This window comes from Photobacterium aquimaris (assembly GCF_002954455.1).
Lineage (GTDB): Bacteria > Pseudomonadota > Gammaproteobacteria > Enterobacterales > Vibrionaceae > Photobacterium > Photobacterium aquimaris.
On sequence record NZ_MSCC01000006.1, the window covers coordinates 48,427 to 66,956 of the forward strand.

Sequence of the window (18,530 nt, forward strand, 5' to 3'; positions counted from 1 at the left end):
TTTTGCGTTATTCAGCCATTTTCTGTGGATAACTTTGTTAGTATTTAATTTGCACCAGTTGATCGTTTTTTATATAAAAATAAAAATTACTCATGATTGTATTTATTTTCATATACTTAATAAGAAAACAGGATTTAGATCTTCGATCCGATATTGATCATTGATTGTGGACAACATCAGTTTGATAATCTTAACCAAGCCCATAATTACAACAATATAAGTATATTTGATTAGTTAGGATGCCATTATGAAGAAAATTGCGGTAATTTTAAGCGGTTCAGGCGTGTTTGATGGAACCGAAATCCATGAAGCAGTATTAGCTTTATTGGCAATAGAACAACAAGGGGCAAGCTGGCACTGTTTTGCTCCCAACATCGATCAGCATCACGTCATTAATCACATCAATGGCGAAGTCAGTCATGAAATTCGTAACGTTTTAGTTGAATCGGCGCGTATTGCACGTGGCAATATATCTGATGTTACCCTGTTAAATATTAATGACTATGATGCACTGCTCGTCCCTGGCGGGTTTGGTGTTGCTAAAAATTTATCTGACTTTGCGCTTCACGGCAGTGCATGTCAGATCAACGAAGACGTAAAACAAGCCTGCCAATCTTTTGCTCAAGCCAATAAACCTGCGGCCTATTTATGTATTGCGCCAACCTTGATCCCCCAGATCTATGGCCCCGGCGCAAAAGCGACGATCGGTAATGATCCTGACACTGCGGCCGCATTTAACACCATGGGTGGCGAACATGTATTATGCCCTGTTGATGATTTTGTGCTTGATCAAAAACGACGTCTATTAACAACACCGGCCTATATGCTGGCAACCAACATCAGTGAAGCTGCTACAGGGATCAATAAACTGGTACAAGAGTTAATAAAGTTAGCCTAAGCGTAATAAGAAATATTAAACGCTTAAAAAAGAAAAAGCGGCGCACTGTGTGATGCGCCGCTCAGCAGAAGTAGTAATTGGTTTTTAGCCCTACACTAAGCACCGTTACCAAGCTGAAGTACACTGGAAGCAATGTGAGCAATGTCGTGCCATCAATCACTAGAAAAAAGCGTTTTCTCTAGCACTGAAAGCATGTTAATAATAACCATTCTCAACTATGTTGCAACATTTAATTGAGAATAACTTTCATTTGTAATGAGAATTTCATCTATCGTCTCACTTACAGTTATTATTTAGTCGTCTTTGATCCGATAAAAAAATCGGCCGCAGCCGATTTATTATTGATGTTAAAAACAATCACGACTCATTTAATGACGCCAGCAACGTCAGCAACAGTTGGCTGTTTTAATGTCGTTAGCTTATTGATTAAATAATTAAGTAGCACCCCGTACAAAGGCACAAACAAACCAAGACTAATAATTAATTTAAAACTGTAATCCACCAGCGCGATTTCAGTCCAGTTTTGAGCCATAAAAGCATCTGGGCTGTGGTAAAACGCAATACTGAAAAAAGCGAGGGTATCAAGCGCATTACCGATAATGGTCGACGCTGTTGGTGCAATCCACCATTGCTTCATTTGACGAAGGCGGTTAAATACCGATACATCCAATATTTGCCCCAATAGGTATGCCATAAAACTAGCAATCGCAATACGAGCCACAAACAGATTAAATTCTGTAAGATGAGCAAACCCTTGATATTGGCCTTTAAAGAACAATACTGATAGCACATAAGACACAATTAATGCCGGTGCCATTACTCGCCAAATTATTTTACGCGCTATCGCTGCACCAAAAATACGCACAGTTAAATCAGTCGCAAGAAAAATAAACGGAAAAGTAAATGCTCCCCACGTGGTGTGATAACCAAAAACAGTAAACGGTAATTGAACCAGATAATTACTTGAGGCAATCACTAATAAATGAAAAGCCACCAAATACGATAACGCTTTGTGTTGTTGCGCTGAGGTAAAAGCCGTTGTGGTTGTATTAGATATTGTTGCGTTGGATAAAGCAGTCATGTAAGACCTTTTTGTCATTGGGGGGAGGGAACCCAAACATTTCATTGCAGATGATAACCACCGCCTGCAACACCAGGGCGGCGATTATACAGCACAGCATTAATTTGCCTAGTGGCGAGACAATAACTGTTGTATAAAAATTAAATCATCGATTTCACTGAGTACTAAAAGTTCCAACCACATTGATGCGGTGTAATGTTCAGCTTTAAGTAACAACTGACACCCATCAACATCAATTAGCCACTGTTGCAAGTCTGCACTTGGCTCTTTATCAATGACTTTGGCATCTAAGCGAGCCAATAATACGGCTGCAATCGTAGCAAAATCATCAAATTCAAACGCTGTAGGAGTCACCACTAACGTACCTAATTCAAGGTTTATTACTGTGCGGCTAAAATCATAGTCCATTATTCACTTCCATTAATTATGCTCACCAATGGCCATTAAGTGGTCGCCAATCAATTGTAAAAATACCACCCCAAATTTGTCTAACTTGCGCTGACCGACACCGTTTATCGCTAAAAAGTCGCCTTTTGAGCTCGGTAACCGCTCTGCCATTTCCATCAAGCTAGCATCATTAAATACTACATAAGGTGGCAGATCTTCTTCATCCGCAATCGCTTTGCGTAATTTTCGTAACTTGGCAAATAGCTTTTTATCGTATTGGCGATTAGCCATTCGATCAACTTTACTGCTACGTACTGCGCTATCTAACCGCGGCACCGCCAAAGATAATGCCATTTCGGCTCTTAATAACGGTCGCGCTTGCTGGGTCAGTTGCAACACTGAATTACGGCTTATATTTTGAGTTAAAAATCCACGATGGATCAATTGCCGTAAAATGCTGACCCAATATTCATGACTATATTCACGTCCAATACCATAAGTGGTTAATTTATCATGACCATATTCACGAATACGTTGATTTTGCATTCCCCGCAGTACATCAACCACATAGGTAATTCCAAAATTCTGATTAACGCGATACACACATGACAACGCTTTTTGAGCCGCTTCTACCGCATCAAACTGTTGCGGGGGATCAAGACATACGTCGCAATTACCGCATCCTTGGCGCAACTCTTCACCAAAGTAATGCAACAACACTTGGCGACGACAACTTTGTGCTTGAGCAAACGCCCCCATAGCATGCAACTTATGTAATTCAACATCCCGCTGAGCATCATTGGGTTTTTCATCAACACAACGTCGTAACCAAGCTAAATCAGCGGGATCATAAAGCAGTAACGCTTCTGCGGGTAAACCATCGCGCCCAGCCCGTCCTGTTTCTTGGTAATACGATTCAATGTTACGTGGAATATCAAAATGAACCACAAACCGCACATTGGGTTTATTGATCCCCATTCCAAACGCCACAGTGGCAACAACCACATGAATATCATCACGCTGAAAAGCATCTTGTACTGCTACCCGTTGTTGATGTTCCATACCGGCGTGATATGCCGCTGCACGAATACCGCTGTGACACAATTTTTCGCTGATCTGTTCCACTTTCTTACGGCTATTACAATAAATAATTCCGCACTGGCCGCGAACAGTCGCTAAATACTGGTTCAATTGCTGTTGCGGTTTATGTTTTTCCCATAAGGTATAACGAATATTGGGTCGATCGAAACTTCCCAAATAACAATGGGGGTCGTTTAATCCTAACCGATTAACAATATCATGCCGAGTGGCGTCATCAGCGGTAGCTGTTAATGCCATTACCGGTAGCGGTGAAAATTGCTGTTTAAGTACCCCTAGAGCGGCATATTCAGGTCGAAAATCATGTCCCCACTGAGAAACACAGTGAGCTTCATCGACAGCAACCATAGCCAAATCAAGTTGCTGCAAACGTTCAAGAAAATCGCGCATTAATACTCGTTCAGGTGAAGCATAAACCAGCTGTAACTCACCCTTTTGCATCGCATCAAACGTTGCTTGAATCTCTTCACGTGACATCGCCGAATGGATACATCCAGCACTGACACCATTGGCATTAAGCTGATCCACCTGATCTTTCATCAATGAAATAAGCGGTGAAATTACCAAAGTTAATCCCGATAGCATTAACGCCGGAATTTGATAACACAATGATTTACCGCCACCAGTCGGCATAATAACCAAACAATCGTTGCCAGTAGTGATTGCCTCAATCACCGCTTGCTGTCCTTGCCTAAATTGTTGGTAGCCAAATACATCCTGCAAAATTTCTTGGCTGGATAATAATAATGACGACACAGGCAGAGGGGCAACAGCTGACATAGTAAGACTCTTCGCTAAACAGGGCTGCCATTCTATACCTAAATCACGGTCGGATGCGAATAAGGCCAAGATGACTGACCATTCGTTGATACCATTACTACCTTGCTCAGTAAATGATGCCATCATTCCACTTACTCGGCTCACTAAGTTCTATCGAGTTTAAAGCAATGACTATCAATAGCTACTTCAGCCCCAATATTCAACTATGCCGTTATTTATTAAAAATAAGCACTAACATTTCATTGAAAAAATTATCACCGCTTAAAAATAATCAAATAACCAATTAATTAATAAGACAATAAAAAATAACTTCCGTATCAATCACAATGGTTACTTATTCAACACTCTATAATTTAAAATGGTTTTTTAATCGCTAAAAATAAGACTTATTAGGTGTATTTGTTAACTAGCAACCATGAAAAGCATCAAATTGATTAAATATCACATCTTTAATTAATATTCCGACCAATAATATTTAAAAATAATGGGATATACGCTGTTTTTTCTGCCATCATTAACCACATTAAAAGGCTACATAGCGTCCACCACTGTTGCGTCACTGATTACAAGGATCTGTTATGCTAAAAATATCGCCATTACTATTACGTTTATTGACTGTTTGTAGCTGTGCAGGCCCTATTTTTTCTGCAACGGCACAGCAAATTAGCGATAGCATTACACCAGAAACAAGTGTCGCCAACCAACAATCACACCTCGTGAACGGTCAGCAATGGATGATTGCTACAGCCAATCATTATGCCAGTGAGGCGGGTGCAGAGATGCTACGTCAAGGAGGCAATGCCATTGATGCGATGGTCGCTACCCAACTAGTATTGGGTTTGGTTGAACCACAATCATCTGGTATTGGTGGCGGTGGCTTTTTAGTTTATTGGAATAATGATAACCACCAAATGACCACCTTTGACGGCCGTGAAACTGCGCCTTTTGCAGTAACACCACGTCTATTTCAAGATAAAAAAGGCCAACCACTGGCGTTTTATGATGCGGTCGTTGGTGGACGCTCTGTCGGCACCCCTGGCACAATTAAATTATTATGGAATAGCCACCAGCAATACGGTCAGTTGGAATGGAAAAAGTTATTTCAACCAGCGATCAAATTAGCCCAGCAAGGGTTTATTGTTAGCCCTCGTTTAGCGGCATTAGTAGCTAAAGATGCCTCTAATTTACAACGTTGGCCTGTAACCAAGGCCTATTTTTTTGATACCCAAGATCAACCGATTCAAGCCGGACAACGGTTAATCAATCACGCTTATGCCAATACGTTACGAAAAATTGCTGATTATGGTCAAAAAGCCTTTTATCAAGGGGATATTGCGCGCGCGATTGTTAATACAGTACAAAATGCCATGGGTAATCCGGGGGTCCTAAGTAGCATTGATTTAGCCAGTTATAAGGTTAAACAGCGGGCGCCAGTATGTGCACCTTATCGTCAATATCAAATTTGCGGCATGGGCCCTCCAAGTTCTGGCGCGTTAACTCTTGGCCAGATTATGGCGATGCTTAACCATTATCCGTTAGCAAAGATGGGCGCCAATGATGTCAACAGTTGGCGTTTAATTGGTGATGCATCACGATTAGCATTTGCCGATCGTGGTCGTTATATGGCTGACAGTGACTATGTGCCGATGCCAACTAAAGGCTTGCTCGATCCCAATTACATTCAACAACGAGCGCAATTATTGGCCTCCAATAAAAAATTAACCACGGTCGAGCCGGGATTACCACCTTGGGAGCATGCGAGTCAGCAACAAGCCACCAATGAAGCGATCGAGTTACCCTCAACTACCCATTTTTCGATTGTTGATGCCCAAGGCAATGTGGTCTCGATGACCTCTACCATTGAAAACAGTTTTGGTTCACGATTAATGGTCGGCGGATTCCTACTTAATAATGAATTAACCGATTTTTCATTTCGAAGCCACATTGATGGCCGACCAATCGCTAATCGTATTGAGCCCGGTAAGCGCCCTCGTTCATCAATGGCACCGACAATTGTGATGCATAATAATCAACCAGTATTAGCTATTGGCTCTCCAGGTAGTAGTCAAATCATTGGTTATATTGCTAAAACTTTAGTGGCTTACATTGATTGGGGTATGGACTTACAACAAGCGATTAATTTTCCCAATATCAATAACCGCTTTGGTAGCTTTGAATTAGAACAGCACACCACGGCCACCGCATGGGCACCTAAATTTGAACAATTAGGTTATAAAACTGTTGTCAAAGATCTTAACTCAGGCATTCAAGCGATCAGTATTGCACCCAAGCAGTTGATCGGGGCCGCCGATCCTCGCCGTGAAGGTAAGGTCATCGCTCAATAAGTACAAAAAAGCCCGCAAGTGATTAACCATACAATTAATTACTCACGGGCTTATTGTTTTAACTGCCGTTATAGCGCAGTTAACTTAGCGTATTGGGTTACTAGCCACTTAATACCTTCACCATTAAAGGCCACTTGCACGCGACTTTGAGCACCGCTACCTTCAAAGTTAATGATCGTCCCTTCACCAAATTTAGGATGTTGCACCCGCTGGCCTAAACTAAACCCAGTTTCATTGAAGTTATTATTAACTTGAGTTTGGCTAAAACGACCACTGCTCACAGGTCGTGAAACCTGTGCTTTCATTCGCACTTCTTCAACGTACTGTTCTGGAATTTCACGAATAAAGCGCGATGGCTTATGAAAATTATCTTTGCCGTATAAACGTCGCATTTCAGCATAAGTGATATACAGCTTCTTCATTGCGCGTGTCATACCGACATAGCACAAGCGACGCTCTTCTTCTAACCGATCAGCTTCTTCAATGGTGCGTGAGCTTGGGAACATTCCTTCTTCAACACCGACCATAAATACGATTGGAAACTCTAGACCTTTGGCACTGTGCATCGTCATTAGCTGCACCGCATCTTCAAAGGCATCAGCCTGACCATCACCCGCTTCTAACGCTGCGTGAGCTAAGAAAGCAGATAACGGACTCATTTCAGCCGCTTCTTCAGGAATTTCAAACTGACGCGTTGCGGTGACTAATTCTTCTAAGTTCTCGATCCGTGCTTGAGCTTTTTCACCTTTTTCTTGCTCATACATAGCGCGTAAACCGGAATGACGAATCACATCATCGGTTTGTTGATACATCGGCAATTCAGCAGTGTCATCTTCAAGCGCATTAATTAATTCAATAAAGCGCTGCAGTGCATTGGCTGCGCGTCCAGCCAGCACTTTTTCATCAAGCAATGCTAAGCTCGATTGCCACATGGTTAAACCACGATCACGAGCAGTAAGACGAATGGTTTCAAGGGTGCGATCCCCGAGACCACGGGTCGGCGTATTCACTACCCGCTCAAAGGAAGCATCGTCGTTACGGTTGCTGATCAAACGCAAATAAGACAGTGCATCTTTAATTTCTTGGCGCTCAAAGAAACGCATGCCGCCATAAATACGATATGGCATTCCAGCTTGAATTAACGCTTCTTCTAATACTCGCGATTGAGCATTACTGCGGTATAAGAAGGCTGTATCACTAAGGCTTCCCCCTTGCTCACGCCACTCTTTAATTTTACCAACCGCAAATCGCGCTTCATCAAGTTCATTAAAGGCAGAATATAACGAGATTGGCTCGCCATCGCCGTCTTCTGTCCATAACTTCTTACCCATACGTTCAGTATTATTGGCAATAAGCTCATTGGCAGCATTTAGAATATTGGCAGTCGAACGGTAATTCTGCTCCAAAAAGATTGACGATGCATTACTGAAATCATTGAGAAAACGTTGAATATTTTCAACTTGCGCGCCACGCCAACCGTAAATAGATTGGTCATCATCACCGACAATCATCACATGACAATCAGCGCCTGCCATTAATCGTAGCCATGCAAATTGAATATTGTTGGTGTCTTGAAACTCATCCACCAAAATATGTTTAAAGCGCGCTTGGTAATGCTCACGAATATGTTTGTTATCACGCAATAATTCAAACGAACGCAGTAATAATTCAGCAAAGTCGACCATGCCAGCACGATCACACGCTTCTTGGTAAGCGGTGTAAATTCGCAACCAGGTTTGTTCAACCGGATCGTTATAGGTTTCAACATGCTGTGGGCGTAAACCCTCATCTTTTTTAGCATTGATATACCAAGCGCCTTGACGTGCAGGCCAATGCTTTTCATCTAAATTCTGCGCTTTAATCAGTCGACGTAACAATCGCATCTGATCATCAGAATCTAAAATATTAAAATCTTCAGGTAGGCGCGCATCCAAATAATGGGCGCGTAACATGCGATGACAGAGACCATGGAAAGTACCATTCCACATTCCCGAACTTGAGCCATGCATTAATTCATTAATCCGCCCCCGCATTTCAGCTGCGGCTTTATTGGTAAATGTCACCGACATTATTGAATATGGCGAAGCTTGTTCAACTGCTAACAACCAAGCAATACGATGCACTAGCACTCGGGTTTTGCCGCTGCCTGCTCCCGCCAATACTAGGTGATTACCCAACGGCGCAGCCACCGCCTCGCGTTGTTTGTCATTGAGGCCATCTAATAGAAGTGAAACGTCCATCGCTATCTACTGGTTATTTATACAATGGTGATGATTATACCAGCCCCAATAAAGATTGCTTCGATATCTTTGGGGTGATTTTCGCAGAATTCAGAAACACAAATTCAACATGGCCATTAAAATAATTAACATTTTAATGAAATAAATTATGCTCTGGCCCTGTCTGTATATTCCAAGAGCGTATTAACGCCATAAAAATAGTTACAACCGCAAACCAACACTCAATCATAATCAAGGAATCATCATGAAAAAGACTAATATCGCCTTAGCATCAGCAATGACAGGATTAATTGCACTCGCCGGTACTCTTGCCTCAACAACGGCTGTCGCAGACGAAATGGGCAAAAAAATGGCAAAAGAAAAATGTTATGGCGTGGCTAAAGCAGGGAAAAATGATTGCGCCACCAAAACCAGTTCTTGCGCTGGATCTGCGAAAGAAGATGCGCAAAAAGATGCCTTTGTAGTCGTCCCAAAAGGATTGTGCGCTCGTCTCCATGCCGGTTCAACTAAGGAGATGTAATTTGGTGGGCTTTTCATCCCAACTGCCGATTGGGGTGGGCTTACGCTCACCTCACATCGCAGACATAATCACTCAACGACCCGCCCTTGGTTGGTTAGAAATTCACAGTGAAAACTATTTCAATCCTGATTCATTAGCACGCCAACAATTACGCCAGCTCTTGCCCGACTATCCGCTTAGTTGTCATGGCATTGGTTTATCATTGGGATCAGCCGATCCCCTTAATGTGGCTCATTTACAGCAACTCAAGCAGTTAATCAGCGAAGTTAACCCCTTTTTGGTGTCCGAGCACCTCAGCTGGAGCTCTGTTGATGGTCAATTTTTTAATGATTTATTACCGTTACCGTACACCGAAGAGGCTCTGGATAATTTTTGCGATAAAGTCGATCAAGTTCAGCACACATTAAACCGTCAAATACTGATTGAAAATCCATCGAGCTATTTACAGTTTCAACATTCAACCATGCCTGAATGGGAATTTTTAATGGCTGTCCAGCAACGAACAGGCTGTGGATTATTATTAGATTTAAATAACATTTATGTCAGTAGCTTTAATCATAGCTTTGATTGCCAAACCTATTTAGCCGCAATTGATCCTACCGTGGTGCAAGAAATACACCTAGCTGGCTTTATTCGTAAACATTTGCCTCAGGGTGAAATATGGATTGACACTCACAGCCAACCCGTGAGTGATGCCGTGTGGCAGCTATATCAACAGTGGATCCGCTGTCATGGCAGCCATATTCCCACCTTAATTGAATGGGATACAGATATTCCAACCCTAGCGATATTAGTTGCCGAAGCGAATAAAGCTCAAGCCATTGTCGATAAGGAGCACGCCCATGCCTGCATCAACAACAGCGCCTAACCTACACCAATTACAACACCAATTTGCCGCGGCGTTACATTATCAATCTCATACCGCAACAACGATGGTGATCAGCGATCATTTTAGCGCTCAACAACGACTGCAATTGTACTGTAATAATTTTATCGTTGGCTTAACCGAGGTATTAGAGAGCGTCTATTCCACCGTGAAAGCCATGATTGGTGAGGCTTTTTTTAAACAATTAGCGCGGCAACACATTCTTAATCATCCGCTACCACAAGGGGACGTTACTTTATATGGTGACCACTTTAGCGACACCATTGCCGCTCAACCAACATTGGTTTCAAGCTTGCCATATTTGGTCGATCTGGCGCGACTAGAATGGTTGCGTGATGTGGTGTCACGATCACCATCTCATAGTGGTGCGCTACCATTAGAGAAATTACACCGACTTGAACATCCACAACATTCGCTTGATCTGCAGCGATATTATTTTCATATACCGATATCAACCCATCTTTTTAGTAGTCAATATGCAGTCGGCACACTGTGGGAGATCGTTAATCACACCGATGGCAGTCATCAACAGCAACAATTAGCAACGTTAGATATTCATCAACCGCAGGCAGTATTGGTACAACATTTCCAATGGCAGCTGTGGCAACAAACTGTGGCGGCGGAATTAATAACGTTAGTGAACGATTGCCAGCAGCAGCGTCCTATCGCCGCACTCACCGAATCACAATTAGCCCTGCTACCACAGCTATTACACCACCATTTAATTGACGATATTGGTGAGGTGAACAACGATGATTAATTTTATACGTACTATTGACCCTTTTTTTCAACAACTCACCCAGCCATTACAACCGTTATTATTACTTTTTAGTCGTGTGTGGGTGGCAATTGCCTTTTTTAAATCAGGACTGATCAAATACGGCAGTTGGGATAGCACATTGTATTTATTTGAATACGAATATCAGGTGCCGGTTCTACCTTGGCTGTGGGCGGCTTATAGCGGCACTGCGATTGAATTGATCGTACCGATTTTTTTAGTGCTCGGTTTATTTTCACGACCAATGGCCGCGTTATTATTTGGGTTTAATATTATTGCAGTAGTGTCATACCCCGCGTTATGGCCGCAAGGGTTTTATGATCATCAATTATGGGGAGTGATGTTACTAATTACACTCTTTTGGGGGGCGGGAAAATTATCACTCGATCATTGGCTCTATCAAGGCCAAGCTCATCATTATCCTCTCAAATAATGGTGTTATTCCCCCGCTAACTTAGCGTGCAGGAATACCGATTAACGGTAGTAATTCTGCTAAATGACTAATTTCAACATCAGGTAAACAATTAACATTAGCAGTGGTTAATGTGCGGCGCTGATCATTATACCAACACGCTTGCAAGCCATGTTTCTTGGCGCCAAAAACGTCAGTTTGCAAGTGATCACCTACATGTAAAACCTGTTGTGCCGGTAACCCTAAATGATTTATAGCGTGCTCAAACAGATCTGCAGCTGGTTTTGCTAACCCATCACGCCCAGCCTGATAGATGGCGCTGAAATATTTTGCCAAGCCGATTTGCTGCGGATCAACATTACCATTGGTAATTGCCACTAATGGTAGCTGCGCACTCAATAACGCCAACACACGATGGGTTTCAGCAGGTACATCGACCTTATTACGCTCAACCAACACCAACTCCAACCCTTGCCGAGCTGCTAATTCAGCAGCTTGTAAACGCCAGCCTAATTGCATTAAACCGATTTTTAAGGTTTCATAACGCCATTGGCTGACATCATGCGTCAAGCTAGGATCAATCACAGCCAGTTGCTGCTTAAGGTGCTGCCAATCATCACGGCTGATCATGGTTGATGACGGTAATAGCTGAGCTAACCAATCAAACATCGCTTGTTCAGCTCGAACAATTACCGGATGGTTATCATAAAGGGTGTCATCCAGATCAAATGTCAGTGCATTGATCGAACCTAAGTGACGATAAAATTGCATGGTTGTTCCTATAATTAATAATCCAACCAATACTAGCGGCGCTTAGCTCGCGGATGAGCTGCATCATACACTTTAGCTAGATGTTGAAAATCAAGATGGGTATAAATTTGAGTAGTGGTTAAATTGGCATGACCCAATAATTCTTGTACCGCACGTAAATCACCACTGGATTCCAACATATGAGTTGCAAAACTATGGCGTAATTTATGCGGATTTATATGACTTGATACCGCTTGTTTTTGACCCCATTCCGCCATTCTTTTTTGAACATTGCGATTTGAAATACGTTGACCAAGCTTAGACACAAACAAGCCATTTTCATCAGCATGAGCAATATTAGCCCGCACTTTAAGCCAATTACCGACCCACTCACACGCTAAACCAGCAAAAGGGACAACTCGCTCTTTATCACCCTTACCAATAACCCGTAGATCACCTTTGCTTAAGTTAATATCACGCACATTTAAGTTAACCAATTCAGATAAACGTAACCCCGCACCATACATTAATTCCATCATTGCCCGATCACGAATCGCCAACGGATCATCATCATTCACTTCTAGCAGTTGATTCATTTCATCAACATCTAAATTTTTCGGTAATGGCCGCGCTTTACGAGGAGCTGCCACTCCTTTGGCTGGGTTGGCAGGTAACACTTGCTGATGTACCAAGTAATCAAAAAAGCTTCGCAGTGCAGATAGTCGCATTGCTAAGCTGCTGGCTTTTAGACCATTACGCATCCCTTTACTGGCAATTTGGCGTACCCAACCCGCATCAACTTGCTGCCAATTTTCAACTCCAAGCTCTAGTAATTGCTCGGCAATGCAGGTTAATTGACGTTTATAATTTTGCTGGGTGTGCAAACTAAGCTCACGCTCACTACGCAAATATTCATAAAAACGCTCAAGGGGTTGTTCAAAACTTCGAGGAAGCGTACTCACATAAACCTCAATCTTGGTGTCATCCGTAATCGTGACAACGATTAGCTTTCACTATTGAATAAATTGACCATCAAATACGTGCGCCACAGGGCCGGTCATAAATAACGGTTTGCCTTCTCCTGCCCAGCGAATATATAAATCGCCGCCCGGTAAACTCACTTTGACATTTTCATCCAATAATCCTTGGCTACGACCAACAGCAACCGCAGCACAAGCACCACTGCCACAAGCTTGAGTTTCACCAGCACCACGTTCATACACTCGCAATTTCACCGTACCACGATCAATAACTTGCATAAAACCCGCATTAACGCGCTCAGGAAAACGCTCATGAGATTCCAACAACGGCCCTAGTTTTTCAACTGCCGCAGTATCAACGTCATCAACAATCGTAACGCAATGTGGGTTACCCATACTCACGGCACCACAAAATAGCGTTTGCTCACCGACCCGCAGTAAATAGGTTTTCTCTGCCTGCTTGGCGCGCATCGGAATTTTATTGGGTTCAAAGTTCGGCGCCCCCATATTCACTGTTACTTGACCATCGCTTTCAAGCTTTAACACCATTTTGCCCGCTTTAGTGCTTACGGATATATGGTATTTATTGGTTAACCCTTTCATTGACACAAATCGAGCAAAACAACGGGCACCATTACCACACTGCTCAACTTCACTGCCGTCAGCATTAAAAATGCGATAGTGAAAATCCGTTTCAGGATCATAAGGCGGTTCGACCACTAATAGTTGATCAAAACCAATTCCGCGATGACGATCCGCTAAACGACGAATCGCATCTGGCGAAAAAAACACATTTTGTGTGACACAATCAACAACAACAAAGTCATTGCCCAGCCCATGCATTTTGGAAAAGTTAATCTGCATGATGTTCCTTAATTATTAAAGCTTCAGTTGCGACGACAATCACTTAACAACATATTCATGTTGCCAAAGTTGCTCTAGCGTTTCACGGGCGCGAACCAAATGCACTTGCTGACCATCAACCATGACCTCTGCGACGCGAGGACGAGAATTATAGTTAGATGCCATTACGAAGCCATAAGCACCAGCCGACCTAACGGCTAACACATCACCGGGAGCTAAACATAAATGACGATCTTTACCGATAAAGTCACCGGTTTCACAAATAGGCCCAACCAGATCATAACACTGGCTCTCACCTTTGCGTGGAATCAGCGGCACAATATCTTGCCACGCGGAATACAGGGTCGGTCGAATAAGATCATTCATCGCCGCATCGACAATGGCAAAGTTTTTATATTCAGTATGCTTTAAAAACTCAACTTTAGTCAGCAATACGCCAGCATTAGCAGCAATAGCACGACCAGGCTCAAAAATTAATTCCAGTTGTGGGTAAGCGGCTAACCGAGCTAACAATGCGGTCGCATAATCAGCAGGTAATGGCGGTTGCTCATCGTTATAAGTCACTCCTAAGCCACCACCGAGATCTAAATGTTTGATCTCAATTCCAACCGATTTTAACTCATCAACTAATGCCAACAATCGTTCAGTTGCATCAATAAAAGGCTGCACTTCGGTTAGCTGGGAGCCAATATGACAATCCATTCCAACCACATTAATATGGGGTAATTGATGGGCTAATTGATAGACATCTAGCGCTCGCTCACGAGCAATACCAAATTTATTGTCTCGCAGTCCCGTTGAAATATATGGATGGGTATTAGCGTCAACATCGGGGTTAATACGCAATGAAATAGGGGCAATTTTACCTAATTGACCCGCAACATGATTTAAACGTTCTAATTCAGGCTCCGATTCAACATTAAAGCATTTAATCCCAAGCTCTAATGCGCGCTGCATTTCAACCGCTGTTTTACCGACACCAGAAAAAACCACCTTGGCAGGATCGCCACCAGCAGCTAATACTCGCTCAAGCTCACCCTGAGACACAATATCAAACCCGGATCCTAATCGTGCCAACACATTGAGCACTCCAAGGTTAGAGTTTGCTTTAACTGCATAGCAAATCAAATGCGGCTGAGTAGCAACAGCTTGATCGAACGCATGCCAATGACGCTCAAGCGTGGCGCGTGAATAAACATAAAGTGGCGTACCATATTGTGCTGCTAATTCAGCTAACGCCACCTCTTCTGCCCATAGTTGTCCGTCTTGCTGATAATTAAAATAATCCAATGCTTATTTCCTTCCCTGTCTTGTTGACTATTAAGCTGCTATTTTATCATCATCGCAGCGGTCTTATTATTGTGGTTGATGTTGTTGTGGTGCATCTTTTGGCATGTAAAGTGGGCCACTTTGGCCACAGCCAGTTAAAATTAACGATCCGAAGACCAAAATTGCTAATAAACCTTTATGCATAATTCAAAGCCAGTGATTATCATTCCAATGACCTCTATAATCGCACCAAGAACAAGAAATGCAATAGGACGCAATAGGATGAATGATACTGAATTCCACCAACTGGCCGATCTAGCACTAATGCAGATCGAAGAAGGCATCGATGAATCCGGTGTTGATATTGAACCAGAAACCACAGGTAATGTGCTGACTTTAGAGTTTGCCAACCGCAGCCAAATCGTTATTAACCGCCAAGAACCACTGCACGAACTATGGTTAGCTTCAAAATCAGGTGGTTACCATTTTAAATACACTGGTAGCGAATGGCGCTGCACCCGTAGTGATAAAGAATTATTTGCACTGCTTAAACAAGAATGCAGCCTCCATGCCGGTGAAAATGTCACTTGGTAATGCCAATGTGATTTATCGCAGCAATAAAAAAGCCTTCAAAAAATGAAGGCTTTTTTCTACGTTAATTAACACTCACAGCGTTAATTAAGATTAATACCGTTATTTGTTGCTTCAGTATTGTCATTACGACGGCCCACTTGACCACTTTTAAACGGCAATACTTGCAATTCACCTTTATCATTATGCGCAATATCGTAAAACTGCGGCAAATTGAAATTGATGAAATTAGCACTATAGCTAAAACGATCTTGTGATGAGGTATAAAAACGGTTCACACCGTGCACCATCTCATCTTTATTGCCATTGCACTGGCGATACACTTCCATTTGGTTGGTTTCATCTAAAATATAGATATTGAAACCTTGATCGCAATCTTCAAAAAAGAACTGAATCAAACCTTCACTGGCATAAGCATCAACAATTTCAGGTGGGTGCGGCTCATCGGTTTTCCCCATCACCACTTTAGGTATATCACTGACTTTATTTGATGAAATACAACTATAAAAATCAACTGAATTTTCAAGTCGTTGTACTGAAACACCACGGCGCTCAAAAAATAAGCCATAGGTTTCATCAGCGATATGGACCGCTTTAAAGCGACGGCGCTTTTCCTCTTCAACCGGTTTTAGGCGCATTTCAATACACTCAGCTACCAATTGATAAACCACATTACGAATTAAACCACGCATATGTTTGCTGTAACAAAACACATCAATCGCTTCGGGTGGAATCGCATCGTGGTGCATTTTACCCAACATGGTTTTCAACGCATCCAGCATGGCATAGTTACCGCTGAAATTCAGAGTACGTACTTCATTCCACGAGTTACGATAAACCAAGTCGACACTGCCGACTAAGCACTTTTGCTCAGGACCATAGCTAAAAATATCGGTGGTTTTAAAATCAAATCGCACCGAACGATTTTTTAGCTCAGTGGTTGGATCGGTTTCTAAATTAACAAACAAACCTAATTGACGAATTTCACACGGGCTCGATAACGCTTGTAAGCCTGGGTGCGGACGACGAATTGGAAAGGTGTTACGAATATCACTCACCAGTTGATACAGTTTATCTAAATCCATATCAGCATTACGCGCCACTGTGTGTAAGTGGGTCGATTCGGTCAACAAGCCATTAAAATAGCTCCATGCCACTAACTTTGACAGATAGCGGTTATGCTCTAACGATGGTTGACCTAAAATGTATTTTGCTTCAATCGGTTGTTTATATAAATACCAACCCGCGGCATTAGTTCGCCCTTCAGGCACTTGAATAAACGTCAGATCAGGTTCATGTAAATCCGGTGATATTTGCGGATTTAATAGCGTCACCTTACCGGGCAGCACCTCAAAGGCAGCATATAATTTACGCGCCAGAATACTGATATCTTCAGGACTAATAGCCGAGGTAATATCATTACGGCGCGCAAAACGAATCAGATTTCGGTAACTGAGCATCAATGCATCAAGCAGCTCGTTATGAGCCTGCTTTACTTGAGCAACCTTCCAATTACGGCGATTATCAAGTTCAGCCACGACTTCAGTCGACCATTGCCACCGCTCAGTTAACTGTTGCAGCGCACGTCGGCGCCATACTACAGAACCAGACGTTGGCTTACGGGTTAATTTTTCATGGGTTTTAAGATAGAAACAGCGGCGGACTAAATCAAGACGACGATGATCATCAATGCGCTCTAAATAACGGGTCACTTTCTCAAGCATTAAATAATAAGCATCCATGCAGTATTCACTGCGATCTTCAGCAAAGAAGCGGCGCTTGCCATCAAGACTTAATAATTGGGTATGTGGGTATTCCCATGAATAGGCTTCAAGTAGGATCGCTTTTAGTACCGATTTATAAGGTGAATCGATACTTTTGTATAACTGCCATAAACTAGAACCAAAATATTCTTCAGCAGGAATACGCATCAAGCCACCAAAATCAATCCATTGGTCGCGTTGAATATAACCTTTAGCTACCAGACCATCGATATATTGGTCATAGCACTCTTCCATCTCTGGTGGCACCATAAACCATAATAAAGGTAATCCAGCTAAACAGACGGCAGAACGATAAAATTCATCAAGCAACAATAAATGCTGACTTGAACCACAGTTCTCACCGGTCATGGCTTCAGAAAAGTTATCACGGAAACGGTTTTCATCGATCAAAAAGAAGTTGGCTTCAACCCCTTGCTCCATCGCCCATAGAGAAACGAGGCTACATTTACGATCTAATGCTTCACGGCTATGGCTATTTAATGACGTAGGAATGCAGACCCAAATATCGAGATCACTAGTAAGACTTTGCCCCATAGAAGAAGTACTACCCATGGCATAAAGACCTGTAATTGGGCAGTCGGCGTCATCAACCACTAGTGGTTCAACTGGCATTACCGCATTAAGCGCGCAATCATTGACAAATTGCTGCTGCACGTCAGTAGCGATAAAATGCGCAATCCCCTGAGGTACTTGTTGATCAAGATACCCCGGCAAGGCTGGGTGGTTATAATGTAATAAGACAGGTAACAGATCAAAAACCTGTACCGACGGCTCATTCATTGCTAAGCGTGCACGTTCAATACGAAGCTCAGTCAGTGAGTCCAGTCTACCTTTTAGCGTCTTGATATAATTTTGCAAATTACTCTT

17 protein-coding genes are annotated in these 18,530 nt (G+C 42.6%); 7 read left to right on the forward strand and 10 right to left on the reverse strand.

The window, feature by feature from the left end; genetic code table 11:
• Positions 1-247: 247 nt before the first annotated feature.
• Positions 248-898, forward strand: coding sequence for an isoprenoid biosynthesis glyoxalase ElbB (gene elbB, locus BTN98_RS19635; protein WP_060998614.1), 651 nt, complete (start codon positions 248-250; stop codon positions 896-898).
• Between the two features lie 364 nt (positions 899-1,262).
• Here the strand turns inward: elbB and BTN98_RS19640 are convergent, their stop codons facing one another.
• From BTN98_RS19640 to recQ, 3 genes are all read right to left on the reverse strand, one after another.
• The gene (locus tag BTN98_RS19640) at positions 1,263-1,979 is read right to left on the reverse strand and encodes a 7-cyano-7-deazaguanine/7-aminomethyl-7-deazaguanine transporter (protein ID WP_060998615.1); all 717 of its coding nucleotides are present in this window, start codon (positions 1,977-1,979) and stop codon (positions 1,263-1,265) included.
• Between the two features lie 108 nt (positions 1,980-2,087).
• Positions 2,088-2,387, reverse strand: coding sequence for a DUF3630 family protein (locus tag BTN98_RS19645; protein WP_065190102.1), 300 nt, complete (start codon positions 2,385-2,387; stop codon positions 2,088-2,090).
• 12 nt (positions 2,388-2,399) lie between these two features.
• Positions 2,400-4,244 carry an ATP-dependent DNA helicase RecQ gene (gene recQ, locus BTN98_RS19650; RefSeq protein WP_060998649.1) on the reverse strand — a complete coding sequence of 615 codons (1,845 nt, stop codon included), beginning with the start codon at positions 4,242-4,244 and terminating at the stop codon, positions 2,400-2,402.
• Between the two features lie 578 nt (positions 4,245-4,822).
• On the opposite strand from recQ, the gene ggt reads away from it, so the two are divergent.
• The gene (gene ggt, locus BTN98_RS19655) at positions 4,823-6,589 is read left to right on the forward strand and encodes a gamma-glutamyltransferase (protein ID WP_060998616.1); all 1,767 of its coding nucleotides are present in this window, start codon (positions 4,823-4,825) and stop codon (positions 6,587-6,589) included.
• A 68-nt stretch (positions 6,590-6,657) separates the two neighbouring features.
• Here ggt and uvrD read toward each other — a convergent pair whose 3' ends face one another.
• Positions 6,658-8,829: a DNA helicase II gene (uvrD, locus tag BTN98_RS19660; RefSeq protein WP_060998617.1), complete on the reverse strand. Its 2,172-nt coding sequence runs from the start codon at positions 8,827-8,829 to the stop codon at positions 6,658-6,660.
• A 244-nt stretch (positions 8,830-9,073) separates the two neighbouring features.
• Here uvrD and BTN98_RS19665 point away from each other — a divergent pair, with 244 nt between their 5' ends.
• The 4 genes from BTN98_RS19665 to BTN98_RS19680 are packed head-to-tail and all read left to right on the forward strand — an operon-like array spanning position 9,074 to position 11,446.
• Positions 9,074-9,349, forward strand: coding sequence for a BufA1 family periplasmic bufferin-type metallophore (locus BTN98_RS19665; protein ID WP_060998650.1), 276 nt, complete (start codon positions 9,074-9,076; stop codon positions 9,347-9,349).
• Between the two features lie 4 nt (positions 9,350-9,353).
• Positions 9,354-10,217 carry an MNIO family bufferin maturase gene (bufB, locus tag BTN98_RS19670; RefSeq protein WP_231730703.1) on the forward strand — a complete coding sequence of 288 codons (864 nt, stop codon included), beginning with the start codon at positions 9,354-9,356 and terminating at the stop codon, positions 10,215-10,217.
• The gene (locus BTN98_RS19675) at positions 10,192-10,995 is read left to right on the forward strand and encodes an HvfC/BufC N-terminal domain-containing protein (RefSeq protein WP_060998619.1); all 804 of its coding nucleotides are present in this window, start codon (positions 10,192-10,194) and stop codon (positions 10,993-10,995) included. Before bufB ends, BTN98_RS19675 begins: the two co-directional genes overlap by 26 nt.
• Positions 10,988-11,446, forward strand: a complete 459-nt coding sequence (locus BTN98_RS19680; protein ID WP_060998620.1) for a DoxX family protein — start codon at positions 10,988-10,990, stop codon at positions 11,444-11,446. Before BTN98_RS19675 ends, BTN98_RS19680 begins: the two co-directional genes overlap by 8 nt.
• Before the next feature lie 21 nt (positions 11,447-11,467).
• On the opposite strand, the gene yigB is transcribed toward BTN98_RS19680, so the two are convergent.
• The 5 genes from yigB to lptM form a co-directional block, all read right to left on the reverse strand.
• A complete protein-coding gene (gene yigB / locus BTN98_RS19685; RefSeq protein WP_060998621.1) occupies positions 11,468-12,196 on the reverse strand; it encodes a 5-amino-6-(5-phospho-D-ribitylamino)uracil phosphatase YigB in 729 nt (242 codons plus the stop codon).
• Between the two features lie 32 nt (positions 12,197-12,228).
• Positions 12,229-13,137: a tyrosine recombinase XerC gene (gene xerC / locus BTN98_RS19690; RefSeq protein WP_060998622.1), complete on the reverse strand. Its 909-nt coding sequence runs from the start codon at positions 13,135-13,137 to the stop codon at positions 12,229-12,231.
• A 51-nt stretch (positions 13,138-13,188) separates the two neighbouring features.
• A complete protein-coding gene (dapF, locus tag BTN98_RS19695) occupies positions 13,189-14,019 on the reverse strand; it encodes a diaminopimelate epimerase (RefSeq protein WP_060998623.1) in 831 nt (276 codons plus the stop codon).
• Positions 14,020-14,058: 39 nt separating this feature from the next.
• A complete protein-coding gene (gene lysA, locus BTN98_RS19700) occupies positions 14,059-15,309 on the reverse strand; it encodes a diaminopimelate decarboxylase (protein WP_060998624.1) in 1,251 nt (416 codons plus the stop codon).
• A 66-nt stretch (positions 15,310-15,375) separates the two neighbouring features.
• Positions 15,376-15,492 (reverse strand): LPS translocon maturation chaperone LptM, encoded by a 117-nt coding sequence (lptM, locus tag BTN98_RS19705; RefSeq protein ID WP_082732172.1) that lies wholly within the window; start codon positions 15,490-15,492, stop codon positions 15,376-15,378.
• Positions 15,493-15,570: 78 nt separating this feature from the next.
• Between lptM and cyaY the strand changes: the two genes are divergently transcribed.
• A complete protein-coding gene (gene cyaY, locus BTN98_RS19710; RefSeq protein WP_036788451.1) occupies positions 15,571-15,882 on the forward strand; it encodes an iron donor protein CyaY in 312 nt (103 codons plus the stop codon).
• An 80-nt stretch (positions 15,883-15,962) separates the two neighbouring features.
• Here the strand turns inward: cyaY and BTN98_RS19715 are convergent, their stop codons facing one another.
• Entirely contained in the window at positions 15,963-18,521 is a 2,559-nt protein-coding gene (locus BTN98_RS19715) for a class I adenylate cyclase (protein ID WP_060998625.1), read from the reverse strand.
• Positions 18,522-18,530 lie beyond the last annotated feature (9 nt).

Coding starts and splice junctions, on each gene's coding strand:
- lptM (WP_082732172.1), bottom strand. CDS start 15,492: ATGCATAAAGGTTTATTAGCAATTTTGGTCTTCGGATCGTTAATTTTA.
- BTN98_RS19640 (WP_060998615.1), bottom strand. CDS start 1,979: ATGACTGCTTTATCCAACGCAACAATATCTAATACAACCACAACGGCT.
- ggt (WP_060998616.1), top strand. CDS start 4,823: ATGCTAAAAATATCGCCATTACTATTACGTTTATTGACTGTTTGTAGC.
- BTN98_RS19675 (WP_060998619.1), top strand. CDS start 10,192: ATGCCTGCATCAACAACAGCGCCTAACCTACACCAATTACAACACCAA.
- cyaY (WP_036788451.1), top strand. CDS start 15,571: ATGAATGATACTGAATTCCACCAACTGGCCGATCTAGCACTAATGCAG.
- recQ (WP_060998649.1), bottom strand. CDS start 4,244: ATGTCAGCTGTTGCCCCTCTGCCTGTGTCGTCATTATTATTATCCAGC.
- BTN98_RS19680 (WP_060998620.1), top strand. CDS start 10,988: ATGATTAATTTTATACGTACTATTGACCCTTTTTTTCAACAACTCACC.
- yigB (WP_060998621.1), bottom strand. CDS start 12,196: ATGCAATTTTATCGTCACTTAGGTTCGATCAATGCACTGACATTTGAT.
- BTN98_RS19645 (WP_065190102.1), bottom strand. CDS start 2,387: ATGGACTATGATTTTAGCCGCACAGTAATAAACCTTGAATTAGGTACG.
- uvrD (WP_060998617.1), bottom strand. CDS start 8,829: ATGGACGTTTCACTTCTATTAGATGGCCTCAATGACAAACAACGCGAG.
- dapF (WP_060998623.1), bottom strand. CDS start 14,019: ATGCAGATTAACTTTTCCAAAATGCATGGGCTGGGCAATGACTTTGTT.
- BTN98_RS19665 (WP_060998650.1), top strand. CDS start 9,074: ATGAAAAAGACTAATATCGCCTTAGCATCAGCAATGACAGGATTAATT.
- elbB (WP_060998614.1), top strand. CDS start 248: ATGAAGAAAATTGCGGTAATTTTAAGCGGTTCAGGCGTGTTTGATGGA.